The 18,052-nt window shown below is 64.8% G+C and carries 18 protein-coding genes; 6 read left to right on the forward strand and 12 right to left on the reverse strand.

Annotated elements, in window-relative coordinates; genetic code table 11:
- Positions 1-47: 47 nt before the first annotated feature.
- Positions 48-1,244: a diguanylate cyclase gene (locus tag WMC41_RS07950; RefSeq protein ID WP_432347599.1), complete on the forward strand. Its 1,197-nt coding sequence runs from the start codon at positions 48-50 to the stop codon at positions 1,242-1,244.
- A gap of 92 nt (positions 1,245-1,336) precedes the next feature.
- Here the strand turns inward: WMC41_RS07950 and msrQ are convergent, their stop codons facing one another.
- Together msrQ and msrP are read right to left on the reverse strand one after the other, a co-directional pair.
- Complete coding sequence (gene msrQ / locus WMC41_RS07955; protein WP_432347600.1) at positions 1,337-1,993, reverse strand: protein-methionine-sulfoxide reductase heme-binding subunit MsrQ; 657 nt, start codon at positions 1,991-1,993, stop codon at positions 1,337-1,339.
- The gene (gene msrP / locus WMC41_RS07960) at positions 1,993-2,934 is read right to left on the reverse strand and encodes a protein-methionine-sulfoxide reductase catalytic subunit MsrP (RefSeq protein ID WP_272805250.1); all 942 of its coding nucleotides are present in this window, start codon (positions 2,932-2,934) and stop codon (positions 1,993-1,995) included. The genes msrQ and msrP overlap by 1 nt, the downstream gene beginning before the upstream one ends.
- Before the next feature lie 203 nt (positions 2,935-3,137).
- Between msrP and WMC41_RS07965 the strand changes: the two genes are divergently transcribed.
- Positions 3,138-4,541, forward strand: coding sequence for a DegQ family serine endoprotease (locus WMC41_RS07965; RefSeq protein WP_432347601.1), 1,404 nt, complete (start codon positions 3,138-3,140; stop codon positions 4,539-4,541).
- Complete coding sequence (locus WMC41_RS07970) at positions 4,538-5,845, forward strand: replication-associated recombination protein A (protein WP_244765676.1); 1,308 nt, start codon at positions 4,538-4,540, stop codon at positions 5,843-5,845. The genes WMC41_RS07965 and WMC41_RS07970 overlap by 4 nt, the downstream gene beginning before the upstream one ends.
- A gap of 15 nt (positions 5,846-5,860) precedes the next feature.
- Here the strand turns inward: WMC41_RS07970 and WMC41_RS07975 are convergent, their stop codons facing one another.
- On the reverse strand, positions 5,861-6,178 hold the full coding sequence (locus tag WMC41_RS07975; protein WP_432347602.1) for a DUF1883 domain-containing protein: 318 nt from the start codon (positions 6,176-6,178) through the stop codon (positions 5,861-5,863).
- 265 nt (positions 6,179-6,443) lie between these two features.
- On the opposite strand from WMC41_RS07975, the gene WMC41_RS07980 reads away from it, so the two are divergent.
- Positions 6,444-7,388, forward strand: a complete 945-nt coding sequence (locus tag WMC41_RS07980; protein WP_288077267.1) for an alpha/beta fold hydrolase — start codon at positions 6,444-6,446, stop codon at positions 7,386-7,388.
- 110 nt (positions 7,389-7,498) lie between these two features.
- Here the strand turns inward: WMC41_RS07980 and WMC41_RS07985 are convergent, their stop codons facing one another.
- The 4 genes from WMC41_RS07985 to WMC41_RS08000 form a co-directional block, all read right to left on the reverse strand.
- Positions 7,499-7,675: a hypothetical protein gene (locus WMC41_RS07985; RefSeq protein WP_432347604.1), complete on the reverse strand. Its 177-nt coding sequence runs from the start codon at positions 7,673-7,675 to the stop codon at positions 7,499-7,501.
- A 99-nt stretch (positions 7,676-7,774) separates the two neighbouring features.
- Entirely contained in the window at positions 7,775-8,413 is a 639-nt protein-coding gene (locus WMC41_RS07990) for an alpha/beta hydrolase family protein (RefSeq protein WP_432347606.1), read from the reverse strand.
- Positions 8,414-8,463: 50 nt separating this feature from the next.
- Complete coding sequence (locus tag WMC41_RS07995; RefSeq protein WP_432347608.1) at positions 8,464-8,634, reverse strand: hypothetical protein; 171 nt, start codon at positions 8,632-8,634, stop codon at positions 8,464-8,466.
- A gap of 63 nt (positions 8,635-8,697) precedes the next feature.
- Positions 8,698-9,690, reverse strand: coding sequence for an endonuclease/exonuclease/phosphatase family protein (locus tag WMC41_RS08000; protein ID WP_432347609.1), 993 nt, complete (start codon positions 9,688-9,690; stop codon positions 8,698-8,700).
- Positions 9,691-10,169: 479 nt separating this feature from the next.
- Here WMC41_RS08000 and WMC41_RS08005 point away from each other — a divergent pair, with 479 nt between their 5' ends.
- Positions 10,170-10,400: a hypothetical protein gene (locus tag WMC41_RS08005; RefSeq protein WP_432347611.1), complete on the forward strand. Its 231-nt coding sequence runs from the start codon at positions 10,170-10,172 to the stop codon at positions 10,398-10,400.
- A gap of 44 nt (positions 10,401-10,444) precedes the next feature.
- Here the strand turns inward: WMC41_RS08005 and WMC41_RS08010 are convergent, their stop codons facing one another.
- Positions 10,445-11,110 carry a hypothetical protein gene (locus WMC41_RS08010; RefSeq protein ID WP_432347612.1) on the reverse strand — a complete coding sequence of 222 codons (666 nt, stop codon included), beginning with the start codon at positions 11,108-11,110 and terminating at the stop codon, positions 10,445-10,447.
- Positions 11,111-11,365: 255 nt separating this feature from the next.
- The gene (locus WMC41_RS08015; protein WP_432347613.1) at positions 11,366-15,184 is read right to left on the reverse strand and encodes a vitamin B12-dependent ribonucleotide reductase; all 3,819 of its coding nucleotides are present in this window, start codon (positions 15,182-15,184) and stop codon (positions 11,366-11,368) included.
- Between the two features lie 6 nt (positions 15,185-15,190).
- Between WMC41_RS08015 and WMC41_RS08020 the strand changes: the two genes are divergently transcribed.
- The gene (locus tag WMC41_RS08020; RefSeq protein WP_288077276.1) at positions 15,191-15,586 is read left to right on the forward strand and encodes a hypothetical protein; all 396 of its coding nucleotides are present in this window, start codon (positions 15,191-15,193) and stop codon (positions 15,584-15,586) included.
- A 222-nt stretch (positions 15,587-15,808) separates the two neighbouring features.
- Here WMC41_RS08020 and WMC41_RS08025 read toward each other — a convergent pair whose 3' ends face one another.
- From WMC41_RS08025 to WMC41_RS08035, 3 genes are all read right to left on the reverse strand, one after another.
- Positions 15,809-16,390 carry a hypothetical protein gene (locus WMC41_RS08025; RefSeq protein WP_432347614.1) on the reverse strand — a complete coding sequence of 194 codons (582 nt, stop codon included), beginning with the start codon at positions 16,388-16,390 and terminating at the stop codon, positions 15,809-15,811.
- A 179-nt stretch (positions 16,391-16,569) separates the two neighbouring features.
- Positions 16,570-17,067, reverse strand: coding sequence for a xanthine phosphoribosyltransferase (gene gpt / locus WMC41_RS08030; RefSeq protein ID WP_064329880.1), 498 nt, complete (start codon positions 17,065-17,067; stop codon positions 16,570-16,572).
- Positions 17,068-17,189: 122 nt separating this feature from the next.
- Positions 17,190-18,032: a universal stress protein gene (locus WMC41_RS08035; protein WP_244765664.1), complete on the reverse strand. Its 843-nt coding sequence runs from the start codon at positions 18,030-18,032 to the stop codon at positions 17,190-17,192.
- Between the last annotated feature and the right edge of the window lie 20 nt (positions 18,033-18,052).

Here is an 18,052-nt window from a genome sequence, read left to right on the forward strand (position 1 = left end):
TAGCCCCGGAGCTTAAAGTCCCGGCCGAGTTTAATCGAGTTTGGGCGATGGCCGAGAATTTCGCATTCCTGCTGCCGGTGATTCTCACCCTGTTCGGCGTGGCGTTTCTCATCGTCGCGCGCTTCGGCAACCGTGCCGCCCTGTTCTGGGGCAGCGGTTATCTCTGTGCGGCCCTCGGTTTCCTTGCGCCGCTTCTGCAGGCCGTTGTGCCGGTGCCTCTGGTCGCGATGACGGCGGATGCCGCGTTCCTCAGCGCCTTCCTCCTCTACAGCCAGGGCCTTGCCACCCATTTCGATGCGCCGCGGCATCTCGCTCTTCGTCTCGGCATCGCCGCCGTCGCCTATGGCATCATCGCCTACGCGGTCTTCGTCGCGCAAAGCCTGCGCTTCGAGCTCTTCGTCAGCGATATCGCCTGCAGCCTGCTGCTGCTGGTCGCCGTGCTGTCCTCCTGGCGCCGGTCGGGCACCTGGGTCGATCGCGCGCTGCTCGGGGCCGTCGTCTTCGTGATGCTGGAGACGACCCTGCGCACGATCGTCTTCTTCGTCATGGCGGGCAGCCTCGCCATGGACGCCTTCATCGGCTCGTCCTACGCCTTCGTCATGCAGATCACGGCGACGATCGGCGCTTTGCTCCTGGCCCTGACGGCGCTTGCCTCCGTGGCGCTGCGGATCGTCGAGGGGCACCGCAAGGCAGCGGCGGAGGATCCGCTGACGGGCCTTCTCAACCGTCGCGGTTTCGAGCAGCGCCTCGGCGAGCATGCGGCGAAAACCGAAGCGGCCATCATCGTCGCCGATATCGACTGGTTCAAGGCGATCAACGACCGCTTCGGGCACGCCGCCGGAGACGAGGCCATTCGCGAGGTGGCCTCCCTCCTGCGCACGCTCGCCTGGCCCGGCGTCGCGGTCGCGCGCTTCGGCGGGGAGGAGTTCATCGCCTATCTGCCGAACTGCCGCCTGCAGGACGCCCATATGCTTGCGAACACCTTGCGTCTCGCCCTGTCGGAACGCGACCTTGGCCGCATTGGCATCGACCGCCCGATCACCGCAAGTTTCGGGGTGGCGGTCACGGCCGCCGGAGATCATACCATCCATGACGCGATCAGCCGCGCGGACCGGCTGCTCTACCTTGCCAAGAGCAATGGCCGGAACCGCGTCGTCAGCAACGCGGCCGATGTCCCGCTGCCGGCAGGGGCGAAGCTCTTCGTGGTGAAGGACGAGACGAGCGGTCCCGGCCGCGCCTCCTAGAGCATTTCCAGCAAAAGTGCGAAGCGGTTTTGCGTCCGGAAATGCGGTAAAAGCAGGAATCCAGAGCATTTCCTGCAAGAGTGCGAAACGCCTCAGGCCGAGCGTTCCTGTCCGCGAAACGCGGAGGCTCGCGGCTTTCCTCTTCCGCCGCCCCGGATCAGCGGCCGCGCCAGCCGATAGAGGAGAAGCAGCGCCACAAGCCCGATATAGGTCCACGGCTCCAGCCCCACGACCTTCACCGACATGGCAAAATGCAGCGCGCCGGCGGCGGCGATGACGTAGACCAGCCGATGCAGCTTCACCCAGCGCATGCCGAGCCTGCGGATCGACCAGGCATTGGAGGTCAGCGCCAGCGGGATGAGCAGCACGAAGGCGGCCATGCCGATGGTAATGAAGGGCCGCTTGGCGATGTCGACCAGGATCGCCGAAAAATTCAGGTACTGGTCGAGCAGCATGTAGGTGAGGAAGTGCATCAGCACGTACCAGAACGCCAGCAGCCCGAGCGCGCGGCGATAGCGCACCCAGTTGATGGCGAAGAGGTCGCGGATCGGCGTGACGGCGAGCGTGGCGATGAGGAACCGCAGCGCCCAGAGGCCGAGCAGGTGCTCGAATTCCTTGACCGGGTTGCCGGGCAGGCGGCCCGTGGCGCCGAGCCAGAAACCCCAGGCCGCCGGCACGAGGCCGACGGCGTAGAGCAGCCAGATCGAGGCCGCGTGGTATTTGCGCGGAAGGGTCGGCAGGCGCGCCATCAGTAGTTCGCCCTGAGGTCCATGCCGCTGTAGAGGCCGGCGACCTCCTCGGCATAGCCGTTGAAGGGCAGGGTCGGCCGGCGGTTGGCGCCGAAGAAGCCGCCTTCGCCGATACGGTTCTCGCTCGCCTGGCTCCAGCGCGGATGGTCGACCTCCGGGTTCACATTGGCGTAGAAACCGTACTCGTTCGGCGCGGCGAGATTCCAGGTGGAGGGCGGCTGCTTGTCGGTGAGCGTGATCTTCACGATCGACTTGATGCCCTTGAAGCCGTATTTCCACGGCACGACGAGGCGGATCGGCGCGCCGTTCTGGTTCGGCAGCGTCTTGCCGTAGACGCCGACGGAGAGGATCGTCAGCGGATGGCGCGCCTCGTCGAGCCTGAGGCCCTCGACATAGGGCCAGGGCAGGGACTGGAAATAGCCGGACTGGCCGGGCATTTCCTCCGGCCTGACGACGGTTTCGAAGGCGACATATCGTGCGTCGCCCAGCGGTTCCACCTTGTCGAGCAGCGCGGAAAGCGGAAAGCCGATCCAGGGGATGACCATCGACCAGGCCTCCACGCAGCGCATGCGGTAGACCCGCTCTTCCAGCGGCAGGGCCATCAGCTCTTCCAGCCCGAACTCCTTCGGCTTGCCGACAAGCCCGTCGACCTTCACCGTCCAGGGCGTCGGCTTGAATTTTTCCGAATTGGCGATCGGGTCGCCCTTGCCCATGCCGAACTCGTAGAAATTGTTGTAGCTGGTCACGTCCTTTTCGGGCGTCAGCGCCTCGTCCACCGCGTAGGGCGATTTCGATGCCTTCAGGGCTTCGGCGAAAGCGGGCATGCCCGACGCCAGAAGCGCTCCACCGGCCGCGGCCGCCAGAAACGAGCGGCGCGCGAGGAAACAGTGTTCCGGCGTGATCTGCGAAGCGGGAATGCGGGGCGGGCGGTAGAGAGACATGGCGGGGCTCGATCTTTTCGGTTGTTTCCCTGGTACCTACGTAAACGCGGCGGATGTTGTTTCAACGGCGGCGAAAGATTTGTGGCGACCACATTTTCGTGCGCGCCGCGTGAGATCGCCGCAATCGGCGCCTCCTCCACAATTTGCCTTTTTTCCCGCGAGATCCTATCTGATCGTGACGCAGAAACGAAGGAGACTCGTCCATGCCGAACGTCCGCATCCTGCTTGCCGCCCCGCTTGCCGTTGCTCTCGCCCTTGCGGCGCCCGCAATGGCCGAGGAGCGCACCGTGCCGCAATCGCGCACGGAAATGCAGCTCTCCTTCGCGCCGCTGGTCAAGCAGGTCGAGAACGCCGTGGTCAATGTCTATGCCGAGCGCGTCGTCGAGCGCCGCTCGATCTTCGATGGCGACCCCTTCTTCGAGGAGTTCTTCGGCCAGCGCATGCCGAACCGCAGCGAAAAGCAGTCCTCGCTCGGCTCGGGCGTCATCGTCGGCGCCAAGGGCATCGTGGTGACGAACAACCATGTCATCGAGGGCGCGAGCGACATCAAGGTCGCGCTAGCGGACGGCCGCGAATATGAAAGCACCGTGGTGCTGAAGGACGAGCGCGTCGACCTTGCCGTCCTGAAGATCAAGGCAGATGCGGATTTCACGGCCCTGCCGCTCGGCGACAGCGACGCGGTCGAGGTCGGCGACCTCGTGCTCGCCATCGGCAATCCGTTCGGCGTCGGCCAGACGGTGACGAGCGGCATCGTCTCGGCGCTTGCCCGCAACCAGGTCCGTTCCGGGGATTTCGGCTTCTTCATCCAGACGGATGCCTCGATCAATCCCGGCAATTCCGGCGGCGGCCTCATCAACATGAACGGCGAGCTGATCGGCATCAACACCGCGATCTTCTCGCGCGGCGGCGGCTCGAACGGCGTCGGCTTCGCCATCCCGGCCAACCTGGTGAAGACCTTCGTCGCCAGTGCCGAAAACGGCAGCGCCACCTTCGACCGCCCGTTCATCGGCGCCACCTTCGATGCGGTGACCTCGGAGGTTGCCGAAGCGCTCGGTCTGGATCGCGCCCGCGGCGCGCTCATCTCGCAGGTGCAGGCCGGCAGTCCGGCGGAAAAGGCCGGCATGAAGCCCGGGCAGGTGGTCACCGCCGTCAACGGCGTTCCCGTCGAGCATCCCGACGCCCTCGGCTATCGCCTCACCACCGTGGGCATCGGCGGCACGGCGCGCATCACCGTCATTGCCAATGGCAAGGAAGAGGACCTGACGCTCTCGCTCGACCGCGCGCCCGAGACCACGCCGCGCGACGAGCGGCTGATCGAAGGCCGCAATCCCTTCTCCGGCGCGGTCGTCGCCAACCTCTCGCCGCGCGTGGCGGAGGAACTGCGCATGCCGACCAACCGCACCACGGCCGGCGTCGTCGTCACCGAGGTCAATCGCGGCTCGCCGGCGGCGCGCATCGGCCTCCAGCCGCGCGATATCATCATCGCGCTCAACGGCACCGAGGTCGCCTCGACCGAAAGCCTCGCCTCGCTCGTCAACGAGGACCCGTCCATCTGGCGCGTCGAGATCGAGCGTGACGGCCAGCGCATCCGCCAGTTCTTCCGATGAGCGACCTCTTCGCCCCGCGTGAACCGGAGGAGATGGCGGCAAAGCGGCCCCTGGCCGATCGCCTGCGCCCCCGCACGCTGGGCGAAGTGTCCGGCCAGGAGCACCTGACGGGTCCCGACGGCGTGCTCTCGCGCATGATCGAGGCCGGCTCGCTCGGCTCGATGATCTTCTGGGGCCCGCCCGGCACCGGCAAGACGACGGTGGCGCGCCTCCTGTCCGGCGAAACGGGGCTCGCCTTCGAACAGATCTCGGCGATCTTCTCCGGCGTCGCCGATCTCAAGAAGGTGTTCGAGGCCGCGCGCCAGCGCCGCATGGGCGGCCGGCAGACGCTGCTCTTCGTCGATGAGATCCATCGTTTCAACCGCGCCCAGCAGGACAGTTTCCTGCCGGTCATGGAGGACGGCACGATCGTGCTCGTCGGCGCGACGACGGAGAACCCGTCCTTCGAGCTCAATGCCGCGCTTCTCTCCCGCGCCCGCGTGCTCACCTTCAAGCCGCATGACGAACAGAGCCTCGAGGAGCTTCTGAAGCGTGCCGAGGCGATCGAGGAAAAACCGCTGCCGCTCGACGAAGAGGCGCGCGCCTCGCTGCTGCGCATGGCCGATGGCGACGGGCGGGCGGTGCTGACGCTTGCCGAGGAGGTGTGGCGTGCCGCGCGCGCCGGCGAGACCTTCGGTCAGGACGATCTCTTCCGCATCGTGCAGCGCCGCGCGCCCGTCTACGACAAGTCGCAGGACGGCCACTACAATCTCATCTCCGCGCTGCACAAGTCCGTGCGCGGCTCCGATCCCGATGCGGCGCTCTACTATCTCACCCGCATGCTGGATGCCGGAGAGGACCCGCTGTTCCTCTGCCGGCGCATGGTGCGCATGGCGGTGGAGGACATCGGCCTTGCCGACCCACAGGCGCTCGTCGTCTGCAATGCCGCCAAGGATGCCTATGACTTCCTCGGCTCGCCGGAGGGGGAACTGGCGCTGGCGCAGGCCTGCGTCTATCTCGCCACCGCACCGAAATCGAACGCCGTCTACACCGCCTACAAATCCGCGATGCGCGCGGCGAAGGAAAACGGCTCGCTGCTGCCGCCGAAGCACATCCTCAATGCGCCGACGAAGCTGATGAAGGGCGAGGGCTACGGCGACGGCTATCGCTACGACCACGACATGCCGGACGCCTTTTCCGGACAGGATTATTTCCCGGAGAAGATGGGGCGGAAAACCTTCTACGATCCGCCCGAACGCGGCTTCGAGCGGGAGCTGAAGAAGCGGCTGGAATGGTGGGCGAAGCTGCGCCGGGAGCGGGGCTGAGAGCCGCCGCGCCCGTCAGGAGGCGGCGCTGAAGCGTTGCACGGGCTTCTGCGGGGCGGCCGGCACGATCCTGATCGACGATTCGGCCTTGCCGGGATGCCCCTCCATGTCGACCACCACATGCCAGTGGCCGTTTTCCGGGATTTTCAGCCGGATCGGCGACTGCTTGGCGACGCCGCCGAGGAACTTGTGCTGGCGGGCATTCTTGAAGAGATCGAAATTGCCGTGGCTCATCAGCCGCACATTGGCGATGGCCGAGAGCGTGATCTCGATGACCGTACCGGCGCGCTGCATGTCGAGGTCATAGTGCGTGTAGGCGAAGCTGTGTGCCATCGTCTTCCCGGACATATCTGGTTCGGCGCTAATATTCGCATGGCCGGGTTAATGTTCCCTTCCGCGCCGACCGAGCGGCCCGATCGGAAATAGAACAGGTTTTTCAAACCGTTGCCGCCGAAAGCGGATTCAATCCGGCAGGAACTTGAATCCAGCTGGCAGGCATCTGCCGAAAATTTCACGAACCCTGTCGGAGCGGCGCGCTCCGCCGCGTCCTTGGTGCATGAAGCCGGCGGGCCGCCGGCCGGAACCGAGGAGACGGACCATGCCGAAGCTGACCATCATCACCCTCCTGACCGCCGCCCTTGCCGCCTTCGCCCCCCTTTCGGCGCAGGCGGAGGATGTGGCCGAGAACCCGTTGCAGGGCGAGGCCGGCAAGCCGGACAAGGCGGGACACCTGACGGTGAACGGCATCGACTACTATTACGAGATCCGCGGCAAGGGCGAGCCGCTGCTCCTGCTGCATGGCGGCCTCGGCCAGATCGAGATGTTCGGCGCCAACCTCAAGACGCTGCAGGACAACCGCCAGGTGATCGGCGTCGACTTGCAGGGGCATGGCCGCACGCCGCTCGGCACGCGGCCGATCGACATTGCCGCCATCGGCGCCGACATGGCCGAGCTCGTGGAGGAACTGGGCTACGACCAGGTCGACGTGCTCGGCTATTCCTTCGGCGGCGGCGTGGCGCTGCACATGGCCGCCGGCGCGCCGGACAAGGTGCGCCGCCTCGTCATCGCCTCGGCGCCCTTCGCCAGGAACGGCTTCTTCCCGGAAATGCTGCCGCAGCAGGAGGCGGTCTCCGGAGCCATGGCGGAGATGATGAAGGAGACGCCGATGTACAAGTCCTATGCCGCCGTCGCGCCGGACGTTTCCGAATTCCCGAAGCTGCTCGACGCGATGGGCGCGGCCATGCGCGTCGATTACGACGCCTCCGATGCGGTGGCAAAGCTCTCCATGCCCGTCATGCTGATCTTCGGCGACAGCGACATGATCCGCCCGGAACATATCGTCGAATTCTACCAGAAGCTCGGCGGCGGGCTGAGGGATGCCGGCTGGATGCGGGAGAACATGGCGAAGAACCGTCTCGCCATCCTGCCGGGCCTCACCCACTACGAGACCTTCGCAGCGCCCGCACTCGTCAGCACGGCCCTGCCGTTCCTCGATGGCGAATCCGGTGCGCAAAGCTGGGCCGGGCAGGTGAGCGGCGAGTAATCGAAAAGGAGAAGCCCGGATGCACGGGAGAGCATCCGGGCTTCGTCGCGTCCGTGAGGCCGTCTGCCAGCGGCGGCCATGCTTCGATCGACCCCTGATCGGGGCGCCGGCTAGTGGCAGACGCGGACGCGTTTGATGATCAGGTTGCCGTAGTAGTCGTAGCTCTTGATCTTCTTGATGAAGCAGGCGGGCTGGTAGCCGTAGCTGTAATAGCCGGCCTGCGACGGCGCGGCGAAGGAGGTGGCGGCGGTGAAAGCGATGGCGGCGGCAAGGATGAGATTGCGCATGTCGAAGTCCCCTCTGGTTCGGTCGGGATGGTTCGTTCCATCCAGTGACCAAACCTTCGCATGGGACGGTTTCAGGCGCTGTTCCGCATGGAACAGGGGTCAGCCGAGGCCTGCCGCCCAGGCCTTCACGGTGCTGGCCATGGTGGCGAGGTGGTCGGCGACGGTAAAGCCGGAAACGCTCTTGCGCGGCTTGAGGTCATGGTCGCCGTCTTCCAGCCACAGGAAGCGGATGCGCTCCGGCAGTCCGTAGCCGGGCACCTCGTCCTTCGTGCCGAAGGGATCGCGCGTACCCTGGCAGATGAGGGTTGGCGTTGCGAGCGCCATGAGGTGGGCCGTGCGCAGCTGCGCCGGCTTTTCCGGCGGGTGGAACGGATAGCCGAGGCAAAGCAGGCCGGCGATGCGGCCTTCTGCAAGAAGCCCGTCGGCCACCATGCTGGCGACACGGCCGCCCATCGACTTGCCGCCGATGACGAGCGGCCCCGTGGCGGCGAGATCCGCGACGGCCGCGCGAAATTCGGGATTCAGTGTCTCGGCCCTGGGCGGCGGGCGGCGGCTGCCTTCGGTGCGCCGGGCGGCCATGTAGGAGAATTCGAAGCGCGCGACGCGCAGGCCCTCCGCCGCCAAGGCATCCGCCGCCGCGTTCATGGCCGGCGAATCCATCGGCGCGCCGCTGCCATGGGCAAGAAGCAGGGTGACGGCGGCATCGTCCGGGCCGGTGAAAAGGAATGCGGTGCTCATCGCCGGTCAGGCCGTTCGCGGCAAGGGCCGGGCATGCGCCGCATCGCCGCTCACTTGGCGTGATCCTTCACCTCGCCGGGGGCGATCGGGTCGCTCGCCGGAAAGGTCTCTTCCAGCGCCTCCTCCAGATAGTCGTCCTGCTCGGTTTCGGCCGACTTTCGCTTCTGCCGGGCGCGTTCCTCCTCGAGCGACGCTTTGGGGCTGTCCTTTTCCGTCGGCATGATCGTCTCCCTCGAAATGGCTTCGCCCCTAAGATAGGGTGTTTTTCCTCAGGGGCGAGGGGGTCAGGTTTCCGGCAGCGCCAGTTCGGCGATGACGGGCAGATGGTTCGAGCCGAAATTCGGGCCGACGCGGCGTGCCCGCACGGAAATATCCGGCGAGACGACGATATGGTCGATCGAGGCGCCGATATAGGCGACCGTGTCGAGTTTCTGGCTGAACCGCGTGACCGGCTGCAGCCAGCCGCCCGCGGTGGAGGCAAGGCCCGCCTGCTTGAGGAAGGCACGGAAGAAGGGCGACCAGGTCGGCGTGTTCCAGTCGCCCGCGACGATGACCGGCGCCGTCTCGAGGTCGCCGCGCACCGCGTCGGCGGCCGCCGAGAGATAGGCGTTGCGATCGTGCCACTGCCAGAGCCGGCGCGGCGTTTCGGGGTGGAAGGCGTAGAGGAAGAGCGGCTTGCCGCGCATGTCCAGTTCCAGGCGGAGCGGCTGCTTGTAGGCGCGCTCCTCGGTGAAGGCGCGCTTCAGTTCGGTCTGCGAGCGGATCGGCAGGACGGAGAAGACCTTGATGGCATCGCGCTCGCGCACGTCCGAATTGCTTTCATAGGCATAGAGGCCGGCGGCGGAAAGCGCCTCCTCCCAGCGCTTCGTCGTCTCCTGCAGGATGACGATATCGGGTTTTTCCCGGCGCAGCATCGCGATGAAGACGGCAGGATCCTGCGCATTCCGGACGAAGAGATTGGCGGTCAGCACCTTCAGGCCGCCTGCGGCGGTGGAGGCGCGGGCGGTCGGCACATCGGCCGCCGGAATCAGGGCGACCGCAAGGCCGGCCCCCGCAATCACGATCGCCTTCAGGCGCCGTGTCACCAGGGCGGCCACGACGAGCAGGGCGCCGGTGGCGATGATGTAGGGCCAGGCGAAGGTGAGAAGATCGACGAGCCAGAACCGGTCGGCGGCAAGCACGACGATGCTGACGGCGAAGAGATAGGCAATGACGCCCGGCAGGACGAGGACGCGGTAGGCAAGGGCGATCGGCCCCTTGAGCGGCGCTATCGGCATCGACTGTTCCTTCTGCATCACGGGACGGGCAGGTCGATTCCCGCAACGGGAGGCTTGCATGTAACCCGCCCTTTCCCGCATCGCAATGACATCGTGCCTGGCCCGCGGGTTCGCGGGAGGGATTGGCCGTCTTGAAATGATTTTCCACCCTTTGCGCCTTTCGGCCTCACGTTTGGCATGGCTTTCCAGGAAGCCGCTTACTCGAAAACAATCGCGGTCATAGGTCTGCGCCGAAACGGGAGGGACCATGAACATCATCGAGACGCCGGACATGTGGGTGCTGTGCATGCGGCGCCGCCTTCGCATTCGCGAGATCAGGCAGGCGGCTGCGGAGCTCGCGCCGATCATCGAGGGGGCGGTCGGCGACTATGGGCTGACCGTCGCCGGCCCCTGGATCTTCATCGCCCATGGCCTGCCGAAGGACGGCAGGACGCCGTTCGACTGGCAGATCTGCCGGCCCGTGGAGGGTCCGGAGGAATATGGAGGCACGTGTGGAACTGCGCCATCTCGAACCCACCATCGTTGCCTCGCGGGTCCATCAAGGTTCGCTGCGCACGCTCTTCACCCAGGGCTATGCGCCGCTGGTCGCGGAGATCGAACTGTCGCGGCACGTCTTCTCCGGCGAAAGCCGCGAGGTCTATCATGGCTGGAACGGACCGGGCGCGGCCTGTCATCACCAATCGAAAAGCAAGGCCAGGCAGGATAGGTGATGAGCCAGTCCGCCTTACAATTTAACCGTCCATAGCGAATCGGTTCACGGGGTCGGGGTGTCCGGCGCGTCCCCTTCGACCGCCCCCGGCAAGCCAAACTCAAGCCGTGCATTTGCAAACTCTAGATCAAGCACCTCAAGCAATTTCTCGCCGAACGCTGCCGTTTCCTTGTTCGCGTCAGACCATCTGAACAGACGCCCGTCCTGCAACGACAGCACAGCAAAGTCATCGGGACGGCCTTCCAGCGGATGACGATTCGCTACCATGCAAAGAGACGCATTCACCAAGCGGGCGCTCAACGCTTGACGTGTGTTCCAAAGGTGGACCGCCGTGCGACGGCCGTTCAGCTCGATGAGGAAGTTCGGCGTAAACTCAACCTTGAAAAGCCCCTTGGGACTACTGAATAGAAAACTCTCGCAGGCGGAGAGGTCGCCGAGGTTCCTCTGTCTCCATTCAAAGAATTGGCGAAGGCCGCGAATGGCCGACTCACGCTCGGCCTTTTTTCCGATCTCAGTCGTCGACGCTAACGCTTCCTGAAGACCGAGGTTTTCGAACGCGATTCGCTGAACGCGTTGGCGGAGGCTTTTGTGAAAATCATATCCGCCAGTGCTCGGACGAAAACGATCACGGACAAGGCGTTTCTGTGGTTTGGGATTGGAATTGATCAATTTCAAAAAAGCGGAAAATCCGAACTTAGGTATCTGGCGCATGTTGCTGAATTCCTATGGTCTAATGATCTGAAGTGACTCCCTCATCCCTGCCTGCCTTTTTTGTTTTGTGGTCCCGGACAGCGCTAAGTTGCCCGGGACATTTGCGTTATCTGATCCGGTGAATCAGTCGGCTTCTCGACCGTCGCGCCGCATCAAAACCCTGTTGGCCGTTTTTTCCTTCGAAACTGGCCAATTTCGTCACGGATTGGCCAGAATTGCCTTCGGTTTCTCATGTCCTGTGGCGAAGGGCGGCGGTCAGCTGCAGCCGCTCGTCGAGCCGCAGGTGTCGCACTTCTCGCAGGTGCCGTTGCGCACCATGGTAAAGTTCTGGCACTCGGAGCACATGTTGCCCGTGTAGCCCTGCGCGATGGAGCGCATGCGGCGCTCGTTCTCCAGCTTCTTGGCGTCGGCCTTGGCGCTGGCGGCTTCGGCGGCGGCCTTGTCGGAGAAGAGGGCGGTCACGCCTTCGGGCGTCTCCTCGGCTGCCTCGTCCGCCACTTCTTCCGCGAATTCGGCGGCGCGTTCCTCGTAGTCGCGCTTGAAGGCGACGATTTCGGAGGGGGAGATCGCCGTCACCGGCTCGATCTTGCGGGCCGCGCTGCCGGCGAACGAGGTGATGTTGCTGACGGACGAAGCCTTGGCCGGGGCGGCGGTGGCGGCGCCCTTGGGCTCTGCGAGCGGGCGATCGCCAGCCTGGCCGCCCTGGATGAGCGTCGGCTTGTGGCCGCGCGTCCAGCCGGTCGAGATCAGGTTCGTCTTGCCTTCCTGGATGCCCTTGCCGAGCGCCGTGTTGGAGAAATCGGACGTATCGACATGGGCAAGGTCGTGGCGGCCGAGATAGGAGACGGCAAGCTCGCGGAAGACATAGTCGAGGATCGACGTCGCGTTCTTGATGGCGTCGTTGCCCTGCACCATGCCGGCCGGCTCGAACTTGGTGAAGGTGAAGGCCTCCACATATTCCTCCAGCGGCACGCCGTACTGCAGGCCGAGCGAGATGGCGATGGCGAAGTTGTTCATCATCGCGCGGAAGGCGGCGCCTTCCTTGTGCATGTCGATGAAGATCTCGCCGAGGCGGCCGTCGCCGAATTCGCCGGTGCGCAGGTAGACCTTGTGCCCGCCGATGACGGCCTTCTGGGTGTAGCCCTGGCGGCGGTTCGGCAGTTTCTCACGGTCGCGGACGACACGCTCGATGATCTTCTCGACGATCTTTTCCGTCACCGTGACGGCCTGGGCGGCGGCAGGCGCGGCGGCCAGCGCCTCGACCGCATCGTCCTCGTCCTCCGCGTCCTCGATCAGCGAGGCGTTGAGCGGCTGGGAGAGCTTCGAGCCGTCGCGGTAGAGCGCGTTGGCCTTCAGCGCGAGCTTCCAGGAGAGCATGTAGGCGTTCTTGCAGTCCTCGACGGTCGCCTCGTTCGGCATGTTGATCGTCTTGGAGATGGCGCCCGAGATGAACGGCTGGGCGGCGGCCATCATGCGGATGTGGCTTTCGACCGAAAGGTAGCGCTTGCCGATCTTGCCGCAGGGATTGGCGCAATCGAAGACCGCCAGATGCTCGGCCTTGAGGAAGGGCGCGCCTTCCAGCGTCATCGCACCGCAGACATGGATGTTGGCGGCCTCGATCTCCTTCTTCGTGAAGCCGATATGCTCCAAGAGGTTGAAGGACATGTCGGTGAGTTGTTCGTCCGAGACCTTCAGCACGTCCTTCAGGAAGTCGGCGCCGAGCGTCCACTGGTTGAAGGCGAACTTGATGTCGAAGGCGGATTTGAGGCCCGCATTGACGGCCTCGATCTTGTCTTCGGGGAAGCCCTTGGCCTTCAGCGCGCCGGGGTTGACGGCAGGCGCCTGGTTGAAGTTGCCGTGGCCGACGGCATAGGCCTCGATTTCGGCGATCTGGCTTTCCGAATAGCCGAGCGTGCGCAGGGCTTCGGGAACGGCGCGGTTGATGATCTTGAAGTAGCCGCCGCCGGCGAGCTTCTTGAACTTCACCAGCGCGAAGTCGGGCTCGATGCCGGTCGTGTCGCAGTCCATGACGAGGCCGATCGTGCCGGTCGGCGCGATCACGGTCGTCTGGGCGTTGCGGTAGCCGTGCTTCTCGCCGAGTTCGACGGCCTTGTCCCAGGCGGCGACGGCATGGGCGACGAGCGCCTCATCCGAGCAATCGGCATGGATGAGGGCGACCGGATTGACCGAGAGGGCCTCGTAGCCGACGGTCTCGCCGTAGGCGGCGCGGCGATGGTTGCGCATGACGCGCAGCATGTTCTCGCGGTTCGGCGCAAAGTTCGGGAACGGGCCGAGCTCGCCGGCCATCTCGGCCGAGGTCGCATAGGCGACACCGGTCATGATGGCGGTCAGGGCGCCGGCGATGGCGCGGCCTTCAGCCGAATCGTACGGAATGCCCGAGGACATCAGCAGGCCGCCGATGTTCGCATAGCCGAGGCCGAGCGTGCGGTACTCGTAGGAGAGCTCGGCGATCTGGCGCGAGGGGAACTGCGCCATCATCACGGAGACTTCCAGCACGATGGTCCACAGGCGGACGGCGTGTTCGTAGTCGGCGATGTTGATCTTCTTCGTCGCCGCGTCCTTGAACTGGAGAAGGTTCAGCGAGGCGAGGTTGCAGGCCGTGTCGTCGAGGAACATGTATTCCGAGCACGGGTTCGACGCACGGATCGGGCCGGCAGCCGGGCAGGTGTGCCAGTCGTTCATCGTCGTGTTGAAGTGCAGGCCCGGATCGGCCGAGGCCCACGCGGCGTAGGAGATCGATTCCCACAGGTCCCGCGCCTTCAGCGTCTTCATCACCTTGCCGTCCTTGCGGGCGGTGAGGTTCCAGTCCCCGTCATTCTCGACGGCGCGCAAAAAATCGTCCTTCAGCGAGACGGAGTTGTTGGAGTTCTGGCCGGAGACGGTGAGATAGGCTTCCGAATCCCAGTCCGTGTCGTAGGTCTTGAACTCGATGTCCTTGTAGCCCTGCCTGGCGAACTGGATGACGCGCTTGATGTAGCTTTCCGGAACCTGGTCCTTCTTGGCGGCGCGGATCTCGCGCTTGAGGGCCGGGTTTTCCGCCGGGTCGTAGCACTGGTCGCCATCGGCCGAGCAATTGATGCAGGCCTTCATGATGGCCTTCAGGTGCTTGGCGACGATCTTCGAGCCGGTGACGAGGGCCGCCACCTTCTGCTCTTCCTTGACCTTCCAGTTGATGTAGTCCTCGATATCCGGATGGTCGATGTCGACCACGACCATCTTGGCCGCGCGGCGCGTCGTGCCGCCGGACTTGATGGCGCCGGCCGCGCGGTCGCCGATCTTCAGGAAGCTCATCAGGCCGGAGGAGCGGCCGCCGCCCGAAAGCCTTTCGCCTTCGCCGCGCAGGTGCGAGAAGTTGGAGCCGGTGCCGGATCCGTACTTGAAGAGGCGCGCCTCACGCACCCACAGGTCCATGATGCCGTTCTCGTTGACGAGGTCGTCCTCGACGGACTGGATGAAGCAGGCATGCGGCTGGGGATGCTCGTAGGCGGACTTGGACTTCGTCAGCTTGCCGGTGAAGGGGTCGACATAGAAATGGCCCTGGCCGGGGCCGTCGATGCCATAGGCCCAGTGCAGGCCCGTGTTGAACCACTGCGGCGAGTTCGGGGCGACGCGCTGGGTGGCGAGCATATAGGCGAGTTCGTCCTTGAAGGCGGCAGCGTCTTCCTCGGAAGCGAAATACTTGCCCTTCCAGCCCCAGTAGGTCCAGGTGCCGGCGAGGCGGTCGAAGACCTGGCGGGCGTCGGTTTCCGAGCCGTAGCGCTCACCCTCGGGGAGCGCCTTCAGGGCTTCGGTGTCGGGCACGGAGCGCCACAGGAAGGAGGGGACGTCGTTCTCCTCGACCTTCTTCAGGCGCGCGGGCACGCCGGCCTTGCGGAAATATTTCTGGGCGAGGATGTCCGCCGCGACCTGGGAGAACTGGGCCGGCACGTCGATATCGGCGAGGCGGAAGACGATGGAGCCGTCCGGGTTCTTGATCTCGCTCACGGCCTTGCGGAATTCGATCTCCGCATAGGCCGACTGGCCGGGTTTGGTGAAACGACGTTCTATGCGCATTGTCCGTTGTCCTTCGCTGCCGCATCCTGCCTTAAAAACAGGGCGCAAATTATCCCCGTCCGGCCGCAACTGCTTGCAGCCAGCCCAAATCGTCCAGTCCGTGCGGGAAAGCCGATCAATCTCGACTTCCTGTATCTTGTGCTGAGTTTGGCTGCAAATACTAAATATAGTATCAACAGCTTCTTTTTTCCAGCCCAATCGGATGCGGTGGCGTTTCAGGAAAACGAGCGCGAAAAAACCCCTGCGGCGAGCGGATCATCCACCCGGCCACATGCGCATCAAACGCGATTTCGTGATGAGAACCGACCTCGTAACATTACGGTCCAGTCGCCGCCGCAACTTGAATTCATTAACCTCATCTGGCCGATTCCCGTCAAGGGTTGGTTTGTGATGGAAGTTTGAACGCTACATCTTGTGCCTGCCGGCTGTGGAAAATGGGGACATCGCCGGACGCCTGAAAAATCAGCGGGTTCGGGGCAAAAGAAAAGACGGCGAAGCATGTGGCTGTGGAAAAGCGAAAAAAATAACAGGTGAATTCCCGGGGTCTTTTCCACCCCCGACATCCGGGAATAGCCATCCGGACGAAGTTGTGAACCGTGGATAAAGTGATTCTCTGCCGTAGCGTCAAAGCGCGTCGAGATTGACGCCGATGGTGATGGCGCCGATGACGGCGCCGGTCGCCGGGTCGCGGATCGGCAGGCTTGCCTGCGACTGCATGAGCTGGGTGGACTCGTCGCGCTCCGCCTCCTCGATATGGAGCGCACCCGCGCCGAAACTCTTCTGCCATTTCGCCTCGTCGCCCTGCCAGTAATCGGAGGTGACGTCGCTCTGGCCGACATTGAGGCCGCGATTGTCCATGACGAAGATTTCGGTGATCAGGCCGCCCGCCGCGCGTTGCCGGCCCTTGAGGTAGAGGGAGAGCGGATTGGAGAGCTGCGCCTCGATCATCGGCCGGTCGGCGCTGGAAAGCTCGCTGCGCCAGCGGGCGTCGAGATCGTCGATCTCCGCCTGGCTGAGCCCGGCATGGGCGGCGTTCTGGGCGATGACGGCGTTGAGGATCGCGGGTTCGTCCAGCCAGGGGCGCACGGCGGCGTCGATGAATTCGGTGACTGCGGTGATGCGCACGTCCGGTTGTCCGCCGGCCGTTCCGCAGAAGAACAGCGCGCCGACGAGGGTCGCCGCGAATGCCGGCCTTGCATAACGCATCTGTGCCCATGCCTCCCGTCACCGTTGGCATACGGTGAACACAAGCACTATCCTTTGCGCGAATTGCGGAAAGATTAAGCCGGCGGGCGCGGTCCCGCATCCACCGGCTATCGGAAAAAGAAAAATCGGATCAGTATGTTGCGATGCAACATTGAAGACGTTTCTCGCCGCCGGCAGGCTCAGCCGCGCGTGCCCTTGGCGATCGGCTCCTGGTAGGTGAAGCCCATGTCCCAGGGGAAATAGATCCAGGTGTCCTGGCTGACCTCGGTGACGAAGGTATCGACCAGCGGGCGGCCCTTCGGCTTGGCATAGACGGCGGCGAAATGCGCCTTCGGCAGCATGGCGCGCACCTCGGCGGCGGTCTTGCCGGTATCCGTCAGGTCGTCGACGATGAGGATGCCTTCGCCGCCTTCCTTGCTGAGCTCCTCCGAGATGCCCTTCAGGACATGCATTTCGCCCTGCGAGACATAGTCATGGTAGGAGGCCACACAGACGGTCTCGATGACGCGGATGTTCAGCTCGCGCGAGACGATCGCCGCCGGCACGAGGCCGCCGCGGGTGATGCAGACGATCGCCCGCCATTCGCGCCCGCCATCCGCCAGCCGCCAGGCAAGCGCGCGCGCGTCGCGATGAAACTGGTCCCAGGATACGGGGAAGGCTTTGTCGGGCAGCGACATGGCGGGCTCCTGATAGGCGGAAAAAAGAAGATTCCTTCTCCCTAACGCAGTTCGGCCCCCATGAAAATCATCGCCCGGCCGCAGAAGCCGGGCGATCCACAGCGAAGTCGCCGGGGCAGGGCCTACCGCGACATCAGCGTCGGCACGCGGGCATGGCGCATCATGGCGCTGGTGACGCCGCCGAAGAGGCGCTGGCGCAGCCGCGAATGGCTGTAGGCGCCCATGACGATGAGGCCGGCATCGATGTCCGTCGCGCGCCGGTTCAGCACCTCGGCCACCGAATGGCCGTCGGAGGCGCCGGAGGCGACCGTGGTCTTGACGCCGTGGCGGGCGAGCGTCGCCGCAAGCTCCGCGCCGCAGAAGTCGCGCGACTGCATGGCGTTTTCCGGCGGGTCGACGGTAAAGATCTCGACCTCCTTCGCGCCCGTCAGGAAGGGCAGGGCGTCGAAGGCGGCGCGGGCCGCTTCGCGTGAGCCGTTCCAGGCGAGCAGCACGCGCTCGATCGGCGCGGGACCGGCCGGGGCGTTGGAGACGAGGTAGACCGGGCGGCCGCTTTCGTAGAGCAGGTCCTCGATGTCCTCGCGCGCCGGGCCGTCGAGATCGGGGTCGAACTGGCCGGCAATGACGATGTCGGCGCCGCGGGCACTGTCGATGACGCCGGCCGAGGCATAACCGGCGGTGCCGGTGAAGAGGCGCCATTCATAGGAGATGTCGTCGCGTTCGCAGCGCGACTTGAAGGCCTGCTCGACCTCGCGCGACTGGCGCTGGGCGCGCTCCTGCAGGTCGAGCACGGCGTTCGGGTCGGGATATTCCATCGGCGCGATCAGCGTGACCACGACCGGCGCTTCCGCATGGATGCCGATGACATGGCCGCCGGTGCTGCGCGCAAGCGCGAGCGCATGGTCCGTCACCTTGCCGGCGTCCTCGGCGGCGCTCAACACCGCCACGATGGTCTTGTAGGTCATTTCGGCCTCCTGTTCTGGGT

Origin of the sequence: Shinella yambaruensis (assembly GCF_050859155.1) — a bacterium.
Classification (GTDB): domain Bacteria; phylum Pseudomonadota; class Alphaproteobacteria; order Rhizobiales; family Rhizobiaceae; genus Shinella; species Shinella yambaruensis.

What these genes read in the sequence shown, in the direction of transcription:
- WMC41_RS07950 (WP_432347599.1), top strand. Translation starts at nt 48, where the DNA reads ATGGCCGAGAATTTCGCATTCCTGCTGCCGGTGATTCTCACCCTGTTC.
- msrQ (WP_432347600.1), bottom strand. Translation starts at nt 1,993, where the DNA reads ATGGCGCGCCTGCCGACCCTTCCGCGCAAATACCACGCGGCCTCGATC.
- msrP (WP_272805250.1), bottom strand. Translation starts at nt 2,934, where the DNA reads ATGTCTCTCTACCGCCCGCCCCGCATTCCCGCTTCGCAGATCACGCCG.
- WMC41_RS07965 (WP_432347601.1), top strand. Translation starts at nt 3,138, where the DNA reads ATGCCGAACGTCCGCATCCTGCTTGCCGCCCCGCTTGCCGTTGCTCTC.
- WMC41_RS07970 (WP_244765676.1), top strand. Translation starts at nt 4,538, where the DNA reads ATGAGCGACCTCTTCGCCCCGCGTGAACCGGAGGAGATGGCGGCAAAG.
- WMC41_RS07975 (WP_432347602.1), bottom strand. Translation starts at nt 6,178, where the DNA reads ATGGCACACAGCTTCGCCTACACGCACTATGACCTCGACATGCAGCGC.
- WMC41_RS07980 (WP_288077267.1), top strand. Translation starts at nt 6,444, where the DNA reads ATGCCGAAGCTGACCATCATCACCCTCCTGACCGCCGCCCTTGCCGCC.
- WMC41_RS07985 (WP_432347604.1), bottom strand. Translation starts at nt 7,675, where the DNA reads ATGCGCAATCTCATCCTTGCCGCCGCCATCGCTTTCACCGCCGCCACC.
- WMC41_RS07990 (WP_432347606.1), bottom strand. Translation starts at nt 8,413, where the DNA reads ATGAGCACCGCATTCCTTTTCACCGGCCCGGACGATGCCGCCGTCACC.
- WMC41_RS07995 (WP_432347608.1), bottom strand. Translation starts at nt 8,634, where the DNA reads ATGCCGACGGAAAAGGACAGCCCCAAAGCGTCGCTCGAGGAGGAACGC.
- WMC41_RS08000 (WP_432347609.1), bottom strand. Translation starts at nt 9,690, where the DNA reads ATGCCGATAGCGCCGCTCAAGGGGCCGATCGCCCTTGCCTACCGCGTC.
- WMC41_RS08005 (WP_432347611.1), top strand. Translation starts at nt 10,170, where the DNA reads ATGGAGGCACGTGTGGAACTGCGCCATCTCGAACCCACCATCGTTGCC.
- WMC41_RS08010 (WP_432347612.1), bottom strand. Translation starts at nt 11,110, where the DNA reads ATGCGCCAGATACCTAAGTTCGGATTTTCCGCTTTTTTGAAATTGATC.
- WMC41_RS08015 (WP_432347613.1), bottom strand. Translation starts at nt 15,184, where the DNA reads ATGCGCATAGAACGTCGTTTCACCAAACCCGGCCAGTCGGCCTATGCG.
- WMC41_RS08025 (WP_432347614.1), bottom strand. Translation starts at nt 16,390, where the DNA reads ATGCGTTATGCAAGGCCGGCATTCGCGGCGACCCTCGTCGGCGCGCTG.
- gpt (WP_064329880.1), bottom strand. Translation starts at nt 17,067, where the DNA reads ATGTCGCTGCCCGACAAAGCCTTCCCCGTATCCTGGGACCAGTTTCAT.
- WMC41_RS08035 (WP_244765664.1), bottom strand. Translation starts at nt 18,032, where the DNA reads ATGACCTACAAGACCATCGTGGCGGTGTTGAGCGCCGCCGAGGACGCC.